Origin of the sequence: Actinoplanes sp. CA-015351, assembly GCF_050955685.1 — a bacterium.
Lineage (GTDB): Bacteria > Actinomycetota > Actinomycetes > Mycobacteriales > Micromonosporaceae > Actinoplanes.
In genome coordinates, this window is record NZ_CP192102.1 from 2743545 (window position 1) to 2764013 (window position 20469).

The 20469-nt window shown below is 69.3% G+C and carries 13 protein-coding genes; 7 read left to right on the top strand and 6 right to left on the bottom strand.

Going from position 1 to position 20469, the window contains the following annotated elements; all coding sequences use genetic code 11:
• Positions 1–9: 9 nt before the first annotated feature.
• Positions 10–1422, top strand: a complete 1413-nt coding sequence (locus ACQP2E_RS12305) for an ATP-binding protein (RefSeq protein WP_433833904.1) — start codon at positions 10–12, stop codon at positions 1420–1422.
• Here ACQP2E_RS12305 and ACQP2E_RS12310 read toward each other — a convergent pair.
• From ACQP2E_RS12310 to ACQP2E_RS12320, 3 genes are all read right to left on the bottom strand, one after another.
• A complete protein-coding gene (locus ACQP2E_RS12310) occupies positions 1411–2070 on the bottom strand; it encodes a hypothetical protein (RefSeq protein ID WP_433830983.1) in 660 nt (219 codons plus the stop codon). The two genes, ACQP2E_RS12305 and ACQP2E_RS12310, sit on opposite strands and share 12 nt — an antisense overlap.
• Positions 2070–5849: a hypothetical protein gene (locus ACQP2E_RS12315; RefSeq protein WP_433830985.1), complete on the bottom strand. Its 3780-nt coding sequence runs from the start codon at positions 5847–5849 to the stop codon at positions 2070–2072. Before ACQP2E_RS12315 ends, ACQP2E_RS12310 begins: the two co-directional genes overlap by 1 nt.
• Before the next feature lie 555 nt (positions 5850–6404).
• The gene (locus tag ACQP2E_RS12320; protein ID WP_433830987.1) at positions 6405–7322 is read right to left on the bottom strand and encodes an AfsR/SARP family transcriptional regulator; all 918 of its coding nucleotides are present in this window, start codon (positions 7320–7322) and stop codon (positions 6405–6407) included.
• A gap of 750 nt (positions 7323–8072) precedes the next feature.
• Here ACQP2E_RS12320 and ACQP2E_RS12325 point away from each other — a divergent pair.
• The 6 genes from ACQP2E_RS12325 (at position 8073) to ACQP2E_RS12350 (ending at position 13206) form a co-directional block, all read left to right on the top strand.
• Entirely contained in the window at positions 8073–8738 is a 666-nt protein-coding gene (locus ACQP2E_RS12325; RefSeq protein ID WP_433830989.1) for an esterase/lipase family protein, read from the top strand.
• Between the two features lie 112 nt (positions 8739–8850).
• Positions 8851–9624, top strand: a complete 774-nt coding sequence (locus ACQP2E_RS12330; RefSeq protein WP_433830991.1) for a cyclase family protein — start codon at positions 8851–8853, stop codon at positions 9622–9624.
• The gene (locus ACQP2E_RS12335) at positions 9621–11456 is read left to right on the top strand and encodes a thiamine pyrophosphate-binding protein (protein ID WP_433830993.1); all 1836 of its coding nucleotides are present in this window, start codon (positions 9621–9623) and stop codon (positions 11454–11456) included. Before ACQP2E_RS12330 ends, ACQP2E_RS12335 begins: the two co-directional genes overlap by 4 nt.
• Before the next feature lie 17 nt (positions 11457–11473).
• Complete coding sequence (locus tag ACQP2E_RS12340) at positions 11474–11662, top strand: hypothetical protein (protein WP_433830995.1); 189 nt, start codon at positions 11474–11476, stop codon at positions 11660–11662.
• 51 nt (positions 11663–11713) lie between these two features.
• Positions 11714–13000 carry an alpha-hydroxy-acid oxidizing protein gene (locus ACQP2E_RS12345; RefSeq protein ID WP_433830997.1) on the top strand — a complete coding sequence of 429 codons (1287 nt, stop codon included), beginning with the start codon at positions 11714–11716 and terminating at the stop codon, positions 12998–13000.
• Positions 12997–13206, top strand: coding sequence for a dodecin (locus ACQP2E_RS12350; RefSeq protein ID WP_111653323.1), 210 nt, complete (start codon positions 12997–12999; stop codon positions 13204–13206). Before ACQP2E_RS12345 ends, ACQP2E_RS12350 begins: the two co-directional genes overlap by 4 nt.
• A gap of 41 nt (positions 13207–13247) precedes the next feature.
• On the opposite strand, the gene ACQP2E_RS12355 is transcribed toward ACQP2E_RS12350, so the two are convergent.
• The 3 genes from ACQP2E_RS12355 to ACQP2E_RS12365 all read right to left on the bottom strand — a co-directional run bounded on the left by ACQP2E_RS12355 (position 13248) and on the right by ACQP2E_RS12365 (position 20463).
• Positions 13248–15158, bottom strand: coding sequence for a putative bifunctional diguanylate cyclase/phosphodiesterase (locus ACQP2E_RS12355; RefSeq protein WP_433830999.1), 1911 nt, complete (start codon positions 15156–15158; stop codon positions 13248–13250).
• Complete coding sequence (locus ACQP2E_RS12360) at positions 15155–20041, bottom strand: diguanylate cyclase (protein WP_433831001.1); 4887 nt, start codon at positions 20039–20041, stop codon at positions 15155–15157. Before ACQP2E_RS12360 ends, ACQP2E_RS12355 begins: the two co-directional genes overlap by 4 nt.
• A 137-nt stretch (positions 20042–20178) precedes the next feature.
• Positions 20179–20463, bottom strand: coding sequence for a hypothetical protein (locus ACQP2E_RS12365; protein WP_433831003.1), 285 nt, complete (start codon positions 20461–20463; stop codon positions 20179–20181).
• Positions 20464–20469: the final 6 nt, after the last annotated feature.

A 20469-nucleotide genomic window follows, 5' to 3' on the forward strand; every position in this document is an offset into this window, starting at 1 on the left:
TCGCGGATCGTGGCGTTTCTCGGCGGGGTGGATCATCTGGAGTCGTGGCTTGTGGAGAGCGTTTCGCTTGCTGGTTCGCCGCCGACGCTGATCTTCACGCCGCAGCAGCAAGCCGTTGTGGACGGACTTATCGAGAAATGTCGGGTGGTTGCCCTGCTCGGGGCTGATGGCAGCGGCCGGAAAACCCTCGCCCGTGCCGTGACCAGCGCCCTCGACATCCCGCTGTTGATCGCTGACGCCCGGGCGGAGATCGTGCCGGACGTATACCGGGAAGCGTTGCTCAGAGACGCCGCCGTCTACTGGAGTGGGTGCGGATCCCTGGCCGGCCGCGCCGCCGCTGACGACCGCCCCTGGTCGGATCTGCTGACCCGGGCCGCCACCCACCCGAGGCCGACCTTCGTCGATCATGCGCAGCCGTGGGACTCGGTGCTGCAACGGGTGCCGTGCCCGTCGCCGTCCCTCGCCGAACGCCGGCTGATCTGGGAGAAGCTCCTCGACGATCCGGCGCCCGCGGGCCGGTTGGCGGCGACGTTCCTGCTCACACCCGGCCAGATGCGCGAGGCGATCCGGATGAGCGACGGCTCCGAGGCGAGTTTGCACCAGGCCTGCCGCCGCCAGTCGTCGCGCCGGCTGCTGAGCATCGCCCGCCCGGTCGAGGCCCCGGCTGAGATGACGCTGGACGACATCGTGCTGCCCGCCGACCGCAAACGGGACCTGCTCACCCTGCGCGACCGGATCCGCAACCGACCGCACGCCCAACGCATCCTCGGCCGCGCCGGTACGAAAGGCCTGGTGGCGATGTTCGCCGGCTCCTCCGGCACCGGAAAGACCCTGGCGGCCGGCCTGATCGCCAAGGACCTCGGCCGGGACCTGCTCAAGGTGGACCTGTCGCAGGTGGTCAGCAAGTGGGTCGGCGAAACCGAGAAGAACCTGGAACGCGTGTTCAGTGAAGCTCAGGACGCCCACGCCATCCTGTTCTTCGACGAGGCCGAGGCGATCTTCGGGAAGCGGGGGACGGTGACTGACGCCCGCGATCGGTACGCCATGCAGGAGATCAGCTTCCTGCTGCAGCGGATCGAGGAGTACGAGGGCGTGGTCATCCTCGCGACAAATCTGCGGCAGAACCTGGACGAGGCGTTCGTCCGCCGGATCACGGCGATCGTGGACTTCCCGCGGCCGGATGAGGAGTGCCGCCGGGAAATGTGGAAGCTGGCGCTGTCCGGTGTCACCCACGATCTGAACGACGCGGATGTGGACCGGCTGGCCGCGAGCCACCGGTTGTCGGCGGCGGCGATCGCGGGGGTCGCGGTGGCGGCTTCGTTCGTCGCGCTGGGCCGGGATGCACAGGCGGAGTGCGTCACCGTCGGCGACGTGGAGGAGGGGGTACGGGCGGAGTTGCAGCGACTCGGATTACCGCAGTAACGGATCGACGTAGAAGTCCGGGAGAGGGCTGGCCGGTGGCGTGCCGGGCAGGGGAGTGGCGGTGAGGGCGATGCCGTTGCCGAGCGGGGTGGCGGTGATCCCCGGCAGGGTGACCAGATCTCGCCAGACGGCGGTCTCCAGGCGGCGGGCGCTCAGATAGGTCCACGGGGTCAGCACGGGCGTTGCCCCGGCCTGGCAAGCGCTCTCGAAGTTGATGGGGTCCGACTCCGGCATCGCCACGTTGGCGAAGCTTGTCACGAGCTCCGGTTCGGACGCCCGGATGATGTCGCCGGTCAAGTCGAGGATGCGCTGCCAAGCGGACTCGAAATCGGGCTTCTCCACCGGGAATCCTGGGCTGAGCACCAGGTAGTGGTAAGGGGCCGCGGGCCGCCAGAAGTGATCTACCACCAGGGGATGAGGTAACTCCTGATCGGTCAGAATGACGGGCCGGTCTCCCCACTCCGGCGCTGATCGGTCGGGTCTCTGGAAGATGAGCCGGTCGTCGTCGAGGGCGAAGTCGATTTCCGATCTGCTTGTCAGCAGTGCTGCGACGGCGCGGACGAGGGCTGCAGATGCGGTCGAGTCCGTCGGCGAGCAGAACAGGAAATTGGCGATCGCCCAGTATTCCTGCTGGTCATTTGTCGGCATCAGGTCAGTCCCGTTTCGGTTACTTCCACCTTCGGCTTCTTCGTGGCGGCATGGATCTTGACCAGGTTGATGAGCTGATTCAGTTGATTCAGGTGTACCGGCTTACCGTCGAAGTGGAGCTGGACATCGTAGACTTCGACACCCGCGCCGACCTGTGCGTTCATTTTAGCGGCCTCGTCGACATATCTTTTCATCTGGGTCAGGAACCTCAAAGCGTCTTTACTGCCCATTGTCAGGTTTATGTCGCGCCAGGACTTGACCTCGACCAGGCTCACCTTGCCGTCGATTTTTACCACGTAGTCAGCGAATGCTCCAGTGCTCAAGTAGATCTGGACCGCCAGCAGCGTGTATTTTCCAGCGTTCACCACCTCGATGATCTCTTCCATTTCCCTGCGGTGCCCTCGCGCCCGGGCATCCAGATAGGTGGCGTCACCTGCCCAATACTTCCTGAGTTGCGATATCGACCCCAGGGGATTTCCCTCGACGGGATGCCGGGACTTCGCGGTCTGTATCGCCTGCCGATATCTGTCTACCAGGTCGAGGTCGTAGCGATGTGGTCCCAGGCCGATGTAGATCAGACCCGATGGGTTGACGCTCACTCGCGGGTACTCGCTGGGGCTGCCCGCGACTCCGATGCGCTTCAAGCCGTAGAACCTTGGCTCGCCGGGTCCTTCGGGAAGCCGGGGGTCGTCCTCCGCGTACCCATCGGGCAACTTCTTGCTCTGCAGGATGGGATCGACAGGCTTGCCGATGACTTCGAAAATCTTGTAGGAGCCCCCTACCTGGTTGAAGATCTGGATGAGGATCGGCACCAACTGCTGTTCATTCTGTGTCAGCTGCTTCTGCTGCTGCGGTGCTGGTGGTGGGCTGGTGGCGGCCGGTGTGCCGTGCGTCTGGCTGAGATTCCGCACTACTCGGTCGGCGATCACGTCACCCTTCTTGAGCAGGTCCAGGGCAGACTTGACCAGGTTCCCCAACGTGCCGGTGCTGTCATTCGTGACAGCGTCGCCAACCTTCTTGCCGGTCAGGAAGGTCATGAGTGACTGCCGTGTGCTCGCCACCATGAAGGTGGCCTCGTCGCCGGACACGTCGATCCACAGCCGGTGCTGCTCACCACCCGCGGTAAAGGCCATTTCCTCGCCGACGCTCTCCTCGCCGGCCCCTGCTTCCGCCTCGTCCTTCTTGCCGATTCCGAGCGCCGCCAGCAGCGCCTTCCCCTTCTCGATAACCCAGGCCAGCGCGCGCTCGATCATCCCGAGCACCCACTCCCGCATGCTCTCGACCTTCTCCGCCACCGCGGCCGGCAGATCGCCGAGACTGAGATAGTCGGCGATAAAGGCAAGCACCGGTGCGATCAACTGCACCAGCGCTTTCTCCACCGCGACCGCGACCGCCCCGACATTCCCCGCCAGAATGTCCGCGATCCCGCTGACAACCGTGTCGACGAGCGTGAAGATCCGGCCCGCGTTCTGGAAAATCCACTTCAGAACCCGGTAGATGGCCTCGATCGCCTGCAGGATCGCTCCGGCCGGATTGAACAGCGCGATCACGCGTACCGTGACCTGCTTGATGATCGCTTCGCTGAGGAAATCCACCGCGAGCTGAATGATCTGGTCGATGACCCCCTGTGGATCGAGTTTGTCCTTGATCATCTCGTAGATGCCGTCGATGCCGCGTTCCATCAGGTCCGCGACGATCGAGTAGACCTTCTCCAGGAGAGCGACGTTCTTCGGGCCGACCAGTCTCACCAGGATCTTGCGGATGTTCGGCCAGGTGATCCCCATGATCTGCAGGAAGAAGCCGATGATCCCGCGCAGCGACAGCTCCCGGGGGATCTGCACCCCTTTGATTCCACCGAGCAGCCAGTCCAGGAACCCGTGCAGCAGATGCTTCGGGAAATTGTCGAAGAACCGGCCGAATCCCTGAGCGAGTCCGGCCATCAGATTGTTCGCGAACCGCAGCGGATCGTCGGCGATGTCCCCGATGACCTTCTTGATCTTCGCGACCAGCGCCCAGAACGCGGGTGGTGCGATGCCGAGCAGATTCAGCAGGCCGTCGATGAGGAACTTGGCCGGGTCTTCGAGGAACCGGTTCACGGCGTCGACGAATCGGCCGATGATCCCGGCGGCTTTCGCGCGCAGGGCGGCGACTTCTACGCGTACGTCGTCGACTGCTTGCGCCGAACTACGTACCAGATCGCGGTTGAAATTGTTCCTGGTGGTCGTGACCTGCGCATGCAGCGCGTCGAGCTGACCGTCGAACCGCGCCTGCTCGCCAGCTGCCCAAGCACGCAGATTATCCGGCAGATCCGCGAAGATCTTGGTGATCCGGGTACGCGCGGTCGCGATGATCTGGTCGCACGCCAGAATGACCGCATTGACGTGCGTCGAGATCTCTGTGAGCTTCGCGATCACCCCCTCGGCGAAATCGGTTTCCGCCTTGGTGTAGCCCTCCTCGGCCCAGTCCGGCAGGCCGGTCAGCGCATCCCAGCCGGAGACGAAGAACCCGCCGACGCCGGAATGGCGCTCGTCCACCCGATCCTGCACCGGTTTCAGATCGGCCTTGAATTTCGTGGCGAGCAATTCCTTCGCCGCGTCCCAGTTCTCCATCGCGGTTTTCGGCAGATCCTTGAGCATCACCGAGACCTGCAGGCGCGCGTCGGTGAAAATGGTCTGCGCCGCGGTGGCGGCCCCGTTGCGCATCTGTTCCTCGGTGCCGACCATCCCGCCCTGCCGAGCGGTGTTGCCCTCGGCAGCTCCGGCCCGCGAGGCCTCCAGGGCGGTCAGGGCCTGGTACTGCAGCGCCGCCATGTTTCCCTCGGCCTGCGCGAGGGCGTCCTGCTGCCGGGCCAGCACCTGCGCCGGGCCCTCCTGCGCGACCTGGTCGAGCTCACCCCGCGCGGCGCGCGCCTCACCGATCGGCCCGGTTTGCACGAGTTGAGCAGCCGGCGAGTCGAGCCCGGCCTGCTGCGCCCGCTGCCGGCTGGCCTCGGCATCCTTCTCCAGGCTGACGTTCTCGGCCGGGATCGCATCCGGCACTGCCGCACCGGCATTCACGTCCGCGGTCCGCACCGCCGGCGGCTGCGGCGGCAGATCCTGGCCCTGCTTCGGCGCCCCCGGCTCGGGCGCCGCCTCCATCGGCCCGTAATTTTCCTGAACCTTTTCGGTCTCGCCTTGAACGGTCGTGTTCAACTCGTTCCCGGCGTTGAGCGCTTCGCCTTCCGGCTCGGCCGCCATGAGAGCGTCCTCATCCGGCGGCCGCTTGTTCCGGATGACCTCCCGGATCCGCTCACAGAGCGCGACGATCTCCTGGCTCGGTTCGGCCTTCACCGCCGCGATCAACGCGGCCTGAGCCCGCGCGAGCGCCTCGGCATCCGGCTCGGTGACCGCCTCCCGCGCATCACCGACCTGGGTCCCACCCGCGGGTAGGTCACCCTGAGCGGTCGCGGTCCGCCCCGCGCGGCCCTGAACGGCCCGCGTCCGGCGCACCGTCGCAGGCGACGGCTTGGTGGGTGGTTCAGGCATGTGCATGGGTACGCGTGAAGCAGCCCCGCTCCCAGAAGGGGCACGGCCGGCCACATCGCTTCCACTCTCCGGAGCGCGAGGGTTGCTGGTGGTTTTGTTGTCCTGGGCTTTTTCGGTCGCAGCACTCTTGGCCGGGGTGGTGGATTCCCTAGGTGGGGTAGTGGCTTCCTTGGGTGGGGTAGTGGATTCCTTAGGTGGGCTGGCGGTTTCCGCTGCCGGGCCGGTGTCGGCGGCGGTGCCGGCGGCCGGTTCCACGAGGGAACCCAAGAACGCGGTGATGAGCGACCCGAGGTCCTGTTCTCCCGTCGTGCTGCTTGTGCTTCCCGCGTTGCTCGGGGCGGGCGTTTCCGGACCCGCCGCCATGACAGGGACCGATCGCGCCCCGCCCTGACCACCCGCCGCCTCAGCCGCACCCCGCCGGATCCGCGCCTGCATCCCGCCGCCGGCGCTCCGAGCAGTTGTCCCGCCGCCGGCGCTCCGAGCAGTTGTCCCGCCGCTGGTGCTCCGAGCAGCCGTGCCGCCTCCGGATGCGCGCCGGGGCGACTCACCGTTGGCGGGCCGGGTGGAGGTTTCGTCTGTCCTGGTCCGGGGCGCGGGTCCCGCTGCCGCCGGCCGTTGTCGCGTCGCCGGCCGGGTCCGCACCGCCGGCATCTGCGACAGCACGGTTGACGGCGAGGTGCTCGCCGAACGCCCGCTCTCCGGCAACGGCGTGGCGAGCGATGCCGTGGCAGCACCCGCAGGCTCCGCGATGTCGGTGGTGGGGCGGGCTTGCTCCCGTGCCTTCTCGGTTCCCAACGGAGCCCCCGGATCTCAGCGGTGCGCCATCTCCCGGCGCCCCGATCCAACGTGCGCGGGCTCCTGGCGCGCTGATCCGACCTGGGCGGGCTCCTGACGCGCTGACCCGGCCTGGGCGGGCTGCTGGCGCGCTGATCCGACGTTCGCAGGCTCCCAGCGTCCCGGTCCGACGTGGGCGGGTTCCCTGCGTGCGGATCCGGTCTGTGCGGGGTCCTGCTGGGGCGGAGCGTTGTCGAACGGCAGCAGCGCGGCGTGCTCTGCGTCGAACGCCGCGGCGGCGCCCGGGCCGAACGTCTCGCGGAGCAGCTCGCGGTACTGGTCGGCCTGCCAGCGGGCCCGGCCCCAGCTGCCCTCGTCGACGAGGGCGTGGATCAGGGCTAGCTGGCTGCGTTCGCGCAGGGGATCGGTGGCGACGAGCCGCATCGCGTAATCGATGGCCCGTGCGAACTTGCCGGCCCGTCGCAGCGCGTCGACCAGCGCTTCGAGAAAGCGGATCTGGAGCTGACCGAGGCGTTCGCGCTCGACGATGACCCAGTCCTCGTACCAACCGGGCAGCAACTCCTGGGAGAGCCGCTCGAAACCGAGCCCGGCCGCGGCGCTGATCGAGCCGTCGAGCAGGGCCCAGCCGGCCTCTTCCAAGGTCACCACGTCGACACCGAGACCGGGCCGCAAGCCCAGCGAGGAGCCGCAGCAGACGACGACACCGGGGGAGCCGGCGCCGTTCATCCGCCACAGGATCGACCGCAGGTTGGCCGATGCCCGTGATTCGGTCTTGTCCGGCCAGAGCGTCCCGGCGATCACCGCCCGCCGAACCGGCCGCCGATGCAGCGCGAGCAACGCGATGAGCCGCTGCCCGATGTCCGAGACCTCCACGACGTCCGCCCCGGCACGCAGCCGGAACCCGTCGAGTAACTCCAGCGACATCCCGGTCATCAGCCCACCCCCTCACGAGGTGCCCCCTCGCACCGCAGCAGTGTGGCGGCCTTCCCGTTACGCGTCCGTCACCCGAGCGTCGCGCCGTGCCGCGCCGTGCCGCGCCGGGCGTCGTGCCGTGCCGTGCCGGGCGTCGTGTCATGCCGCGCCGGGCGCCCGCCGGAGCGGCTGGATGCGAGCGGCTCCGGCTTGGCTGCCCGGCTAGGGGCGCGAGTTCGGTGCATCTACGTCAACCGGACGGAGTCCTCCAGCGGGAGCGCAACCCGCCGCTGTGCTCCGGCGTAAGCCAGCAGCGTGTCGACTTCGGGCGCAATCCGCACCCGAAGTCGACACGTAAGTCGGGAGTCGCCTGCTGGTGTCGAGTTGGGGTGCGAATCGCACCCGAAATCGACACGCACGGAGCACGGCGGCGGATGGGGCGCCCGGCGACGTTTGCGCGCCGTGACGTTTGCGCGCCGCGACGCTTGTGCGCGGCGGCGCTCGTGCCGGACCTTGTGAGCTTGTGGCTGGGGTGGCGGCGCAAGCTCACAAGATCTGCGAGCTACCCGGTCGACCGTAGCGAGGCCGGCGGTCAAGACGACGCCGGTGAGCCGGGCCGTTTGCCCGGACCTGCACGCCCTCCGCTGCAGGGCGGCGCCGGCCCTCGCTTCCGGGCGGCGCCGGCCACCCGACGGGAGCTGGCGATTTTGCCGATGTGTTACCAGTTTATTGCACTGACGATGCAGAGACCCCGAACTACCTGGAGGTTTCATGCGTCGTCTCGTCGTCCTCCTCACCGCCGTGCTGGCCGCGCTCGCGCTCAGCCCGGCCCTCCCCGCGGCCGCCGCCCCCGGCACTCCGGTGGTCTTCGTGCACGGTTACACCGGTAGCGCCTCGAACTGGACCACCGCCATCTCGGTGTTCCGGGCCGGCGGGTACGCGAGCAGCGAGCTGTTCGCGTACGAGTACAACTCGTACGGCAACAACGTCACCAACGCGCAGGGTCTGGCCACGTACGTCAGCCAGGTTCGGGCGCGCACCGGCGCGGCGCAGGTCGACATCGTCAACCACTCGATGGGTGGCCTGGTCAGCCAGTGGTACCTCAAGCAGCTGGGCGGCAACCAGTACGTCCGGCACCTCGCGTCGATCGCCGGCGCCAACCACGGCACCACGTCCGCGGGCGCCTGCCTGATCTACGTCACGTGTCAGCAGATGTACCCCGGTTCGTCGTTCATCAACACGCTGAGCAGCGGCGATGAAACCCCGGGCAGCACCAGGTACGGGACCTGGTACTCACCGTGTGACGGCGTCATCGTGCCGTACACGAGCACCACACTCAGCGGCGCCACCAACAACTACGTGGCCTGCCAGACCCACCTCGGTTTCCTGACCGACACCACCACGCTCACCCGGATCCGGTCCTTCCTGGCGACCTGATCCACTTCGGTACGGCCGTGTGCCCACCGGGCGCACGGCCGTACTGCCATGCGGCGTATCCACCCACTACAGTCCAGTTGGTCGCCCCCGGCCTCGCGTTGTGGAGATCCGCATGAGCATCCTGCACAGCCTCGTCTCCGGAATCAGTGGCGGTTCGATCGAGGTCGTCGATCTCACCGCGCCGCTCTCGTCCGGTACGCCGATCCTTCAGTTGCCGCCGCCGTTCGCGAACACGATCCCGTTCCGGCTGGAGGAGATCAGCCGTTACGACGACCGTGGGCCTGGCTGGTACTGGAACGACATCCACACCGGCGAGCACACCGGCACCCACTTCGACGCTCCGGTGCACTGGGCGACCGGCCGCGACGGCGAGGACGTCTCGCAGGTGCCGGCGCAGCGGCTGATAGCTCCCGCCGCGGTGATCGACGTTTCACAAGAAGCCACGAAAAATCCGGATTTTCTGCTTGAGGTGGAGCACGTTCGCACCTGGGAAGCGGAACACGGCCCGCTGCCCGAGGGCGGCTGGCTGCTGCTGCGTACCGGCTGGGACGCGCGCTCCGGTGACCAGGAGGCGTTCCTCAACGCGAACGAGACCGGCCCGCACACTCCTGGCGTCTCGGTGGAGTGCGCGAAATGGCTGGCCGAGGAGGCGCCGGTCATCGGCATCGGCGTGGAGACGGTCGGCACCGACGCTGGGGCCGCGCACTCGTTCGACCCGGCGTTCCCCTGTCACTCGTACCTTCTCGGCGCCGGGAAATACGGCCTCACCCAGCTGCGCAACCTCGACCGGCTGCCCCCGACCGGCGCCGTCGTGATCGCCCCGCCGCTGCCGATCGTCGGCGGCTCCGGCAGCCCGGTCCGCGTGCTGGCCCTCATCGAAAAATGACCGCCAGCACCGCCGGAACGAGCGCCAGCCCGGCCGCGAGCGCTGGCCCGGCCTCGAGCGCCGGCCCGGCCTCGAGCGCTGGCCCGGCCTCGAGCGCTGGCCCGGCCGCGAGCGCTGGCCCGGCCTCGAGCGCCGGCCCGGCCGCGAGCGCTGGCCCGGCCGAGATCCGCGACAGCACCGCCGGGATCAAGGACAGGACCGTCGCGGACGTCGTCGGCGCCACCCTCGCGGAACTCGGCGCCGATCACGTCTTCGGCGTGGTCGGCAGTGGCAACTTCCACGTCACGAACGCCCTGGTGGCGAACGGCGCCCGTTTCATCGCGACCCGGCACGAGGGCGGTGCCGCGACAGCCGCCGACGCGTACACCCGGCTCACCGGCCGTCCGGCGATCGTCTCGGTGCACCAGGGCTGTGGTCTCACCAACGCCATGACCGGGATCGCGGAGGCGGCGAAGAGCCGTACCCCGATGATCGTCCTCGCCGCCGAGCCGGCGGCGAGCGCACCGCTCTCGAATTTCCGCGTCGACCAGGACGCGCTCGCGCACGCGGTGGGCGCGGCGAGCGCGCGCGTGCACGGCCCGGCAACCGCGGTCGCCGACACGGTCCGCGCGTGGCGCCTCGCGCTCACCGAACGCCGCACCGTAGTCCTCAACCTCCCGCTCGACGTCCAGGCCGCGTCATCAGCGCAGCATGTGAAGCCCGCGTCGCCTGGACTCGCGGTCCTGCCGCCACGCGCCTCCGATGACGCGGTGGCAGCCCTCGCGGATCTCCTCGCTACTGCGCAACGACCGATTTTCATCGCTGGTAGGGGAGCGCTGCACGCCCGCGCCGAGATCGAGGAGCTCGCCGGGAGGTGCGGCGCGCTGCTGGCCACCTCGGCGGTGGCGAAAGGCCTCTTCGCCGGCAACCCCTGGAACCTGGACGTATCCGGCGGTTTCGCCACACCCCTGGCCGCCGAACTCATCTCCTCCGCCGACCTGATCGTCGCCTGGGGCGCCACGCTGAACATGTGGACCACCCGCCACAACACGCTGATCAGCGACGCCGCCACCGTCGCGCAGATCGACATCGACCCATCCGCTCTGGGTGCACATCGCTCTGTCGACCTGGGCATTGTCGGCGACGCGAGGCTCAGCGCCGTTGCGCTCACCACCGCGCTCCCGCGCACCACCCCCGGTTTCCGGACCCCTTCGGTACGCACGAAGCTCAGCGAATCCGGCCGATGGCGTGACGTACCGTTCACCGACGACGGCGATGAGACGCACATCGATCCGCGTAGCCTCAGCATCGTCCTCGACGACCTGCTCCCCGCCGAGCGCGTGGTGGCCGTCGACTCGGGCAATTTCATGGGGTACCCGTCGATGTTTCTGTCCGTTCCGGATCACCGCGGGTTTTGCTTCACCCAAGCATTCCAGTCGATCGGTCTCGGCCTGGCGACGGCGCTGGGTGCGGCCCTGGCCCGCCCGGACCGGCTGCCCGTGGCCGCGTGCGGCGACGGCGGCTTCCTGATGGGCATCGCCGAACTCGACACAATCCGGCGGCTCGGCCTGGGCATGCTGATCGTGGTCTACAACGACGAGGCCTACGGCGCCGAGGTCCACCACTTCGGCCCGGGCGGCCACCCCCTCGACACGGTGGTCTTCCCGGAGACCGATCTGGCCGCGATCGCCCGGGGCCATGGGTGCGGTGCGGTCACCGTACGCAAGGCCTCTGATCTTGATCTTGTTCGTGATTGGCTGGCCGGGCCGCGGGAGGTCCCGATGGTCGTGGACGCCAAGATCGCCACCAGCCGCCCGTCCTGGTGGCTGGAGGAGGCCTTCCGCGGCCACTGACCGATAGAGTTCTCGGCGTGGTGGAGCCTCTTGCTCGGGGGACATTTCCGACGCCGCTGGAGAGTGCGCCCGGCTGGCGGCCCCGCTGCCGCCGGGCGATGGCCGGCCTGGCCGCTGCTGCCGAACCGGGAAGCCGGGTGGTCTTTCTGCACACCGGAGGCCTGCCCGGCCTGTTCGCCGCCGACCCGGCCACGATCATCGGCTGACGGCTCCGCACTATGGTGAGCGTCACTCATCTTCGCGCGAGGGGGCGTTTCATGGAGGGTGCTGGGCGGCGGCGGCAGAACGCGATCTACCGGGCCGGGGTGCTCGGGCGGCGGCCGGCGGTTCCAACCGATTTCGCGGAGCTGGAGCGCCGGGCGCGGAAGGCCAGCAGCGCCGCCGGGTGGGCCTATGTCGCCGGCGGGGCCGGTGAGGGGCGCACGATGCGTGCCAACCGGGCGGCGTTCGACAGGTGGGCGATAGTGCCGCGGATGCTGCGCGACGTCGCCGAACGCGATCTCACCAGCACCCTGCTCGGCACGGACCTGAGCGCTCCGCTGCTGCTCGCGCCGGTGGGAGCCGGGCAGCTCATCGCCGCGGACGCCGACCTGCACACGGCACGGGCCGCTGCCGCGGCCGGCGTGCCCTACATCTTCACCAACCAGGGTGGCACGGCCATGGAGGAGACCGCGGCCGCGATGGGCGCGGCCCCGCGGTGGGTCCAGCTCTACTGGAGTACGGACGAAGCGCTCGTGGACAGCCTGATCCAGCGTGCCGAGGCGGCCGGGGCCGGTGCGCTCGTGGTCACGCTGGACACGACAGTGCTGGGGTGGCGGCCGCAGGATCTGAACCTGGGTTCGCTGCCGTTCGCGAAAGGGCTGGGGATCGCGCAGTACACGTCAGATCCGCGCTTCCAAGAGCTGGTAAACACTCATAAATCGGATAAATCGGATAAATCGGGAAAGCAGGAAATCACGCTGCAGGCGATCCGCTCGCTGATTTCGATCACCCGGAACCACCCCGGCCGATTCTGGGCCAACCTCCGATCCCCGAAGCCACGGGCATCCGTCGAGACGTTCCTCGGGATCTACTCCAACCCGCGCCTGAGCTGGGATCACATCGCCACTCTGCGGGAGCGGACCCGTCTGCCGATCGTGCTGAAGGGCATCCTGCACCCGGACGACGCCAGGCGCGCTTTCGACGAGGGCATCGACGCGATCGTCGTCTCCAACCACGGCGGCCGCCAGGTCGACAACGCGATCGCCTCCCTGGACGCGCTGGTCCGGATCCGGGAGGCGGTCGGTCCGGTACCCAAGATTGTGATGGACAGCGGGATCCGCACCGGCGCTGACGTGTTCGTGGCGCTCGCGCTCGGCGCGGACGCGGTGCTGCTGGGGCGGCCGTACATGTACGGGCTGGCGATTGCCGGCCAGCGCGGCATCGAAGAGGTCATCGCGAACGTGATCGCCGAGCTGGACCTGACGATGGCGCTGACCGGGATCAAGAACCTCGCCGAGATCACCCGGGATGTGCTCGTCCCGCGGGGGACACTGTCGTCATGACCAATCACGTGTACCGGCTCAGTGAAATCGTCGGCAGCAGCCCGGACAGTGTCGAGGACGCCATCCGTACCGCCATCTCGAAGGCGTCCCGCACGGTGCGCAACATCGAGTGGTTCGAGACGAAGGAGATCCGCGGCCAGGTCGTCGACGGCGACGTCGCCCACTTCCAGGTGCGCCTGAAGATCGGCTTCCGCGTAGAGGACTGAAGCGTAGAGGACTGAAGCGTCGAGGACTGAACCGCCAAGAACTAACTCAGGACGGGCAGGAAGCGCTGGGCCAGCTCGGGTGCCGGCACCGGGCGGGCGAAGTGGTACCCCTGCGCGGTGTCGCAGCTCAGCTTGTTCAGCGCCTCCGCCGTGGCGGCGTCCTCGACGCCCTCGGCGACCACGGTCAGGCCCAGGTTGTGCGCCAGGTCGACAGCGGCCGCGACCAGGGCGTGGCTGCTCGGGTCGGTGACCATGTCGGCCACGAACGAGCGGTCGATCTTCAGCTCGTCGACGGGGAGCAGTTTCAGGTACGTCATCGACGAGTACCCGGTGCCGAAGTCGTCGATCGAGGTCTTCACGCCGAGGGCGCGTACCTGGTTGAGCGCTTCGATCGTGGTGCTGGGGTCGGCCAGCACGGTGTGCTCGGTGATCTCGATGCAGAGCAGTTCGCCGGGTACGCCGGTGGCGTCGAGCAGCGTGGCCAGCCGGTTCGGGAACGTCTCGTCGAGCAGGCTGCGGGTGGAGAGGTTCACCGCGACCGGCACCCGGTGGCCGGTGTCGAGCCAGTCCCGGGCCTGTTGGAGGGCGATCGTCAGGACCCGCTCGGTGAACGGGTGGATCAGGCTGGTGGTCTCCAGCACCGGGACGAACTGGCCGGGCGGCACCGGGCCCTTCGTCGGGTGCGACCAGCGAGCGAGGGCCTCGACGCCGACGAGTTCGCGGGTCTCCAGCCGGATCTTCGCCTGGTAGTGCAGGGTGAACTGCTCGGTGTCGGTGAGCGCGCGGCGCAGGTCGCCGAGCAGGGTGAGCCGGTCGGCGCTCTCCATCGCGGTGTCCGAACTGAACCGGCGGAACCCGTGGTGCTGCTGCTTCGCCTCGTGCATGGCGCTGTCGGCGTGCCCGAGCAGGGTGCTCACGTCGTCGTCCGCCGCCGCGGTCGCCGCGCCGATGCTGACCTCCAGGTCGACGGTCAGCTCGTCGAGGTGGAACGGCTGATCGAACGCTTCGAGGAGCCGGCCCGCCACAGCTTCGGCATGATCCGGGCCGGTTTCGCGCAGCAGGATCGCGAACTCGTCGCCGCCGACCCGGGCGACCACGTCGGTGTCGCGGACCACCGCCGACAGCCGCCATCCGGCCTCGGCGAGGAGCCGGTCGCCGATGTGCGGGCCGAGCTGGTCGTTGACGTGCCGGAAGCCGTTGATGTTGACGGTCAGGATGGTGATCGCCGGTCTGGGCCCGGTCAGGGCCTGCTCGGTGTGCGCCGTGAACGCGGCCCGGTTCGGCAGGCCGGTGAGCGTGTCGGTGGCGGCCAGCGCCTCCACCTGTTTGCGGTGCGCCCGGGTGTTCAGCACGAAGAGGGCGAGGACGACGAAGCTCATTCCGGCGGTGATCAGGCTGCCCCAGACCAGCCGGTCCGAGTCCTTGCGGGCAGCGGACTCGTACGAGTCGTAACGCTGCTGGTGGCTGTCGCGCAGTTCCAGCAGCCGGGTCATGTTTCGCCGGTACGCCGGCTCGATGATGGTCTCCAGGATCTGTTTCGCCTGCGCGGTCCCGCCGCGGTCGAGCGTCGACAGGAACCAGATGATCTGCTGGCGCAGGTTCAGCTGACGCTGCGCGATCGTGCCGGCCTCCTGGACGTCGTCGTCCTCGTGGTCGGTGTCCGCGATCGCGATGGTCGCCTGGTACGCCTGCTCGTCCACGGCCAGCAGCTGCTGACGTTCCGGCCCCTGCGGGTTGTTCATCGTCGCTTCGATCAGCGTCATCTCCCACGCCGACAGGTACGCCGCCTGCTGATAGATCGACACCTGATCGCCGATGTCGATGATCTGCTCGACGATCTGGGCGTGCCGCCGGCTGTCCAGCAGCGAGTACCCGGCGAGCAGGGCCATCAGCAGCACCAGCAGTGCGATCGTCCAGCGCCGGGCCCGCGAGGTCGCCGCGCCGAGGTTCATCCCGCCACGACCCGGTTTCGGCCACCGCGTTTCGCCTCGTAGAGCGCCTCGTCGGCGAGCTTGGTGAGCTGCTCGGCGTCACCGGCGGTGGACGGCGAGCCGGACGTGACGCCGACACTGATCGTGACGATGCCGTTGTCGGCGAGCGTGTGCGGCTGGCGCAGCCTGCTCACCGCCTTGCAGGCCCGGTCGGCGACGAGCATCGCGTTCTCGGCGTTGGCACCCGGCATCACGATGCAGAACTCCTCGCCGCCGTACCGGGCGACCAGGTCGGTGACGCGTACGCTGTCCCGGATCGCGGCGGCGACCAGCCGCAGGCATTCGTCGCCGCCCTGGTGGCCGTAGTGGTCGTTGTACTTCTTGAAGTTGTCGATGTCGATCATCGCGACGCCGATCGGCACGTTGGTGCGTTGCGAGCGCAGCCACTCGTCGTCGAGGAACGTGGTGAGTTTGCGCCGGTTCGGCAGCCCGGTCAGCGGATCGGTGACGGTGAGCAGCTCCAGGCGCAGATTCGCCTCGGCCAGTTCTTCGGTACGCTCGGCGACCTTGCGTTCGAGAGACGCGTACACCTGGGCGTTCTCCAGGGAAACGGCGAGCTGGCCGGCGATCAGCTGCACCGCGTCGAGCCGGCCGATCGAGAAGGCGCGCCGGTTCAGCCGGTTCTCCAGCACCAGTATGGCCCGCGGCTGACCCTGGCTGAGCACCGGGACGACCAGCAGCGAGCAGTGGTCCAGCCCGGTCAGGTACGGGTCCCGGCCCACCCGCCCGTCCAGGGTCACGTCGTCGACGAGCATCGGCTCGCGGGTGCGTTCGGCGTACCGGATCGCGGTAAGCGGCAGCAAGCCCTGGCTGCCGGCTTCGGCGAGGCTGAGCACGGGCCGGTCGCCGTCGGCGGGCAGGAACCAGCCGGGTCCGTGCGGCAGCGGGAGCGAGTCCCAGAGCAGCACGTGTACGGCCGTGGCGCCGGTCATGGCGCGCAGCACGTCCTGTACCCGGACCCGCAGCCGGTCCAGCTCGGTCTCCGAGCTGAGCACCCGTGCCGCTTCGAGGACCGCCATCAGGTCGATGACCTCGGTGGAGAGGTTGATGCTGTGTGTGCTGCTGAGCGTGGCGGCCCGGGGGGCGGCGGCACCGGCGAGTGCTGATCCGAGCGACGGGTGGGCCCGCTTCAGTTCGTGCACCTTGCCGGGAGCGCCCCATCGGGCGTACGCCTGCACCGACTCGGCGAGCAACCGTTCACCGACGTGGTCGAGGCCGTTGCCGAGGTAGAACCGGGCGGCCCGCTCGGTGATCACGGCGGAGTGCCAGGACCGGCCGGCGGTCGCGGCATCGGTCATCGCGGCGTCGAACGCGGCAGCGGCCTCGCGGAATTCGCCGATCGCGGCGGCACGGACCGCTTCGACGAACCGTTGCAGGTGCCGGAAGTTGCCGGGCTGGTCGGCGGCGCGAGCGGTCAGGAAGGCGAGGCTGGTGTCAAGATCGCCGAGAGCGTCGGCATCCCCGCGACGAAGCCGGACGGCTGCGCCCAGGGCGTGGAAGATGTGCGACGGGATGTGGATGTAGGTGCCCGGGATCGACGGCAGAAGGTCCACCGCGACCTTGCTGTGCTTGATCAGGACGTCGTCGTCACCGAAGACCACGGCGGCCAGGGACCGCGACGCCGTGTAGAACGCCAGCGCGGCGTCGTTGCCGGCGAGGCTTTCCAGATAGGTGTCCTCGTCGAAGCCGAGCGACCCCGGCGGCGACGTCTCGCCCCGCATGGCCCGGACCAGCCCGCCGGCGACCACGAACATGGCGGTGTCCGCGCCGGCGCCGATCCGCTGGCCGAACTCCAGCGCGTCCTGTGCCTCCCGGCTGAACGTGTCCAGGTTGGCGGCGCTGCCGAGCATCTGCGGCACTGACGTGTAGTAGGTGTAGAGCGCGTTGCGCAGGTCACCGCCGCGCAGCAGTCCGTCGCGGGCCTCGTGCGCCATTCGGACGCCGTTCTCGAGCGGCTCGAACCACGGCAGGGTCGCCAGGGCGTGCAGGAATTTGGCCTGTGAGGTCTCCGGTTCGTACCCGTGCTGTTCGCCGGTCGCCAGGATGTGCAGCAGCGCCTGGTACGCGGCCCGGTGCTCACCGCCGCCGGCGATGGTGACCACGCCGATGTTGCCGAGCACGCCGGTGAGCGCCGCGCACGGCCCGTGCCCGGCCCACAGCTGGCCGGACTCGGCGACCAGCCACGCCATGGTGTGCTGGTCGGCGAAGAACGCCGCCGGGATCAGCTTGTTGATCAGGTGGGAGGCGGCGAGCAGCCGCGGATCGGTCATCTCCGGGCGGCTGCCGGCGTCACCGGCGGTGGCCAGCCAGCCGTAGAACGCGGCCATCCCGGCGCCGATCCGCGGACCCAGCTGCTCCGGCGCCGGCACATCCACGCCGAGGTCGGTGAGCAGCCCCAGCCCCAGCGTCAGCGCCTCGCGGAGCATCCGGCGGTTGGTCAGCGTGCCGAGCTGCTCGGCCACCGGTCCGGTCATCCACACCGGATCGCGGCCCAGCGCGGCGAGCTCGCTGAAGACCTGGTCCGCCTCGTCGAACCGGGCCAGGCCGCACAGCGCGGAATGCCACTCGGCGCGCACATCGGCGTACCCAGGGCCGGTTTTGTCCAACAGGCGCAGCGCGGCCGCGAGATAAACCTCGCGCGCCGCGTGGTTGGCGACCATCTTGGCCGCCGAGGCGGCCTTGACCAGCTGCTTCGCCGCCGCCGGCTTCTCACCGGGCAGGGCCGTCGAGGGTACGAGAAGAGCGTCGGCGCCGGCGAGGTACAGCGGCGCCGCCGCCGGTGCGCCGAGCGGGTCGTCCGCGAGCCGGCGTGCCAGGGTCAGGCTCAGCCGTCCCCGGCCGGCAGGGTCGAGCCGGCCGAACGCGGCCTGCTGCACCCGGTCGTGCCGGAACCGCACCGCTGTCTCGTCGATCACCACGAGGCCGTCCTGCGCGGCCGGTCGCAGCTCGCCGACGATGTGCCCGGCGGTGTGCCCGGACGCGAGGCTCAGCATTTCCAGACCCACCTCGCCGCCGAGGCACGCCATCACCTCGATCAGCTCGCGGGTCGGTTCGGGCAGGGCCTCGATCCGGTTGCCGAGCAGGTCGACGACGTCACCGTGGCCGACGAAACGGCGTACCGCGTCCTCGTCCCACCGCCAGCCGTCACCGTCCGGGACCAGCACGCCCTCCCGGCGCAGCGCGTTGATCAGCTCGACCGTGTCGAACGGGTTCCCGCCGGTGCGCTCGGCCAGTACCACGGCCAGCGGCGCGGCGGCGGCCTCGGTCAGCCGCAGCATCTCGGCGATCATCACAACCAGATCGTGCGGGGCCAGGTTCTCCAGGCGTACCTCGGCGGAGTCGGCGCGTTCACGTCGCAGCCGGGACCGGACCGCGGCGAGCGGGTGGGTCTCGTCGACCTCCTCCTCCCGGTACGCGCCCAGCACCAGCAGGCCCGGCAGGTCCGGCTGGTCCAGCACGTCGTCGAGGAACCGGAACGCCGCGCCGGCCGCCCACTGCAGGTCGTCGAGGAAGAACACCACCGGGTTGGTCCCGCTCGCCACGGTCCGCAGCACGGCGAGGACCGCCGCCCTCAGCCGGGCGAACAGCTGCCGCGGATCGGCGTCGCCGGGCTCCTCCGGTTCGGCGCCGAGCAGTGTCCGGAACGGCGGCATCATCATCGCGGCCAGGCCGCTGTTCGAGCCGAGCGCCTCACGCAGGCGTACCCGCAGCTCGGCCACCACCTCGTCCGGCTCGGTCAGCAGCTGGCTGCCGAGCACGTCGAACGCCTCCCGGACCGCGTCGCCGCCCAGGTCGTGCCGGAACTGGTCGAACTTCCCGGAGACGAATCTGCCCCCGGCCGCCGCGATCGCCGGCCGCAGGGCGGCGACCAGCGCGGTCTTGCCCACCCCCGGCGGCCCGGTGATCAGGGTGAACGTGCTGTGCCCGGCCACCGCCTCGTCGAGCAGGCGCCGCAGCGTGGCCAGCTGGCCGTCGCGGCCGATCAGCCGGGCCGGCGGGGCCAGCCGCATCGGGAAGTCACGGGCGCCGAGCTCGATCTCGGCGGGCAGCCCGGCCGCGAACCTCGCTCGCAGCAGCGCCAGGTCGTAAGCGAGGCCCTCGCCGCTCTGATAGCGCAGGTCGGGCTCCTTGCGCAGCAGCCGCATGATGATGCCGGACAGCGCCGCCGGCACCTCCGGATTCACCTCGGCCGGCGGCACCGGCAGACCGGCCAGGTGGTCGTGGATCAGCTTCAGCGGCTCCCGGTCACGGCCGAACGGCGGCGCGCCGGTCGCCAGTTCGTAGAGTGTGGCGCCGAGTGCGTACAGGTCGCTGCGGTGATCGACAGGCCTGCCGGTACGGCCGGTCTGCTCCGGCGCGAGATAGGGCAGCGTCCCGGCCAGACCGTCCTCCGGCACCGGATTCAGATCCTGCGCCGCGAGCGTCGACAGCTCGTAGTCGATGAGCGTCGGTGTCTGCCCCGGCGTTACCGGGATCAGGATGTTCGCCGGGCTCACGTCCCGGTGGATCACACCGTGCCGGTGCACGTCGGCGAGGAGCAACGCGAGGCTGTGCGCGAGATCGATCAGCGCGGCGGACGCCCAGGGGGCGTCCATCCCCGCGAGGGTACGGGCATTCGCGTCCAGCAGCGTCAAGGACCCGTTCACCTGCTCGTCCGCAAGCTGAGGCGTCCCCTCGACGCCGCCGAGACGGCGGAGCACCTCGAGTTCGTTGCGCAGCCGCTCAGTGGCGCCGGGGCCGAGCGGCTGTTTGCGCACCAGCGCGGTACCGTTCGCCGCGCGTATCCGGGTGACCCGGGTGCGGTCGCTGTCGTACAGCAGGTCATCGGGACGGTCAGACGTCACGTCGTGTCTTTCGGCAGCATTCCGGTCAGCACTGAGCGTCTCCGCGGCGCTCTTCTCCCGCAGATGAGGCGCCGGCGCCCCCTCGGCGTAGAACCGGGAGAGGGGAACCGCCGATGCCCATCGATACCGTCCTGCTCTCACAGGCTGAGGCGGTCGGCGTCCCGATGCTGGTGCTGCTCGTAGGTTCCGGAGAGGGTGTGTGTGCACTCCGCCCGCCGGGCCTGGACGGCCGCCCGCAGGGCCGGCCACAGGCGTAGCCGGCGGGAGCTGTCAGCGGCGGCGAGCAGCCGGGCGAGATCGTCCCGCTCGTGCGGCGGGACCATGGTGATGATGACGATCACGGGGAGAGCAGCCGCGATCAGTTCGGTGATGACGATGGCCGCCAGCACGACCACGGCGACGATCACGAGATAGCCGGTCATGTGAGT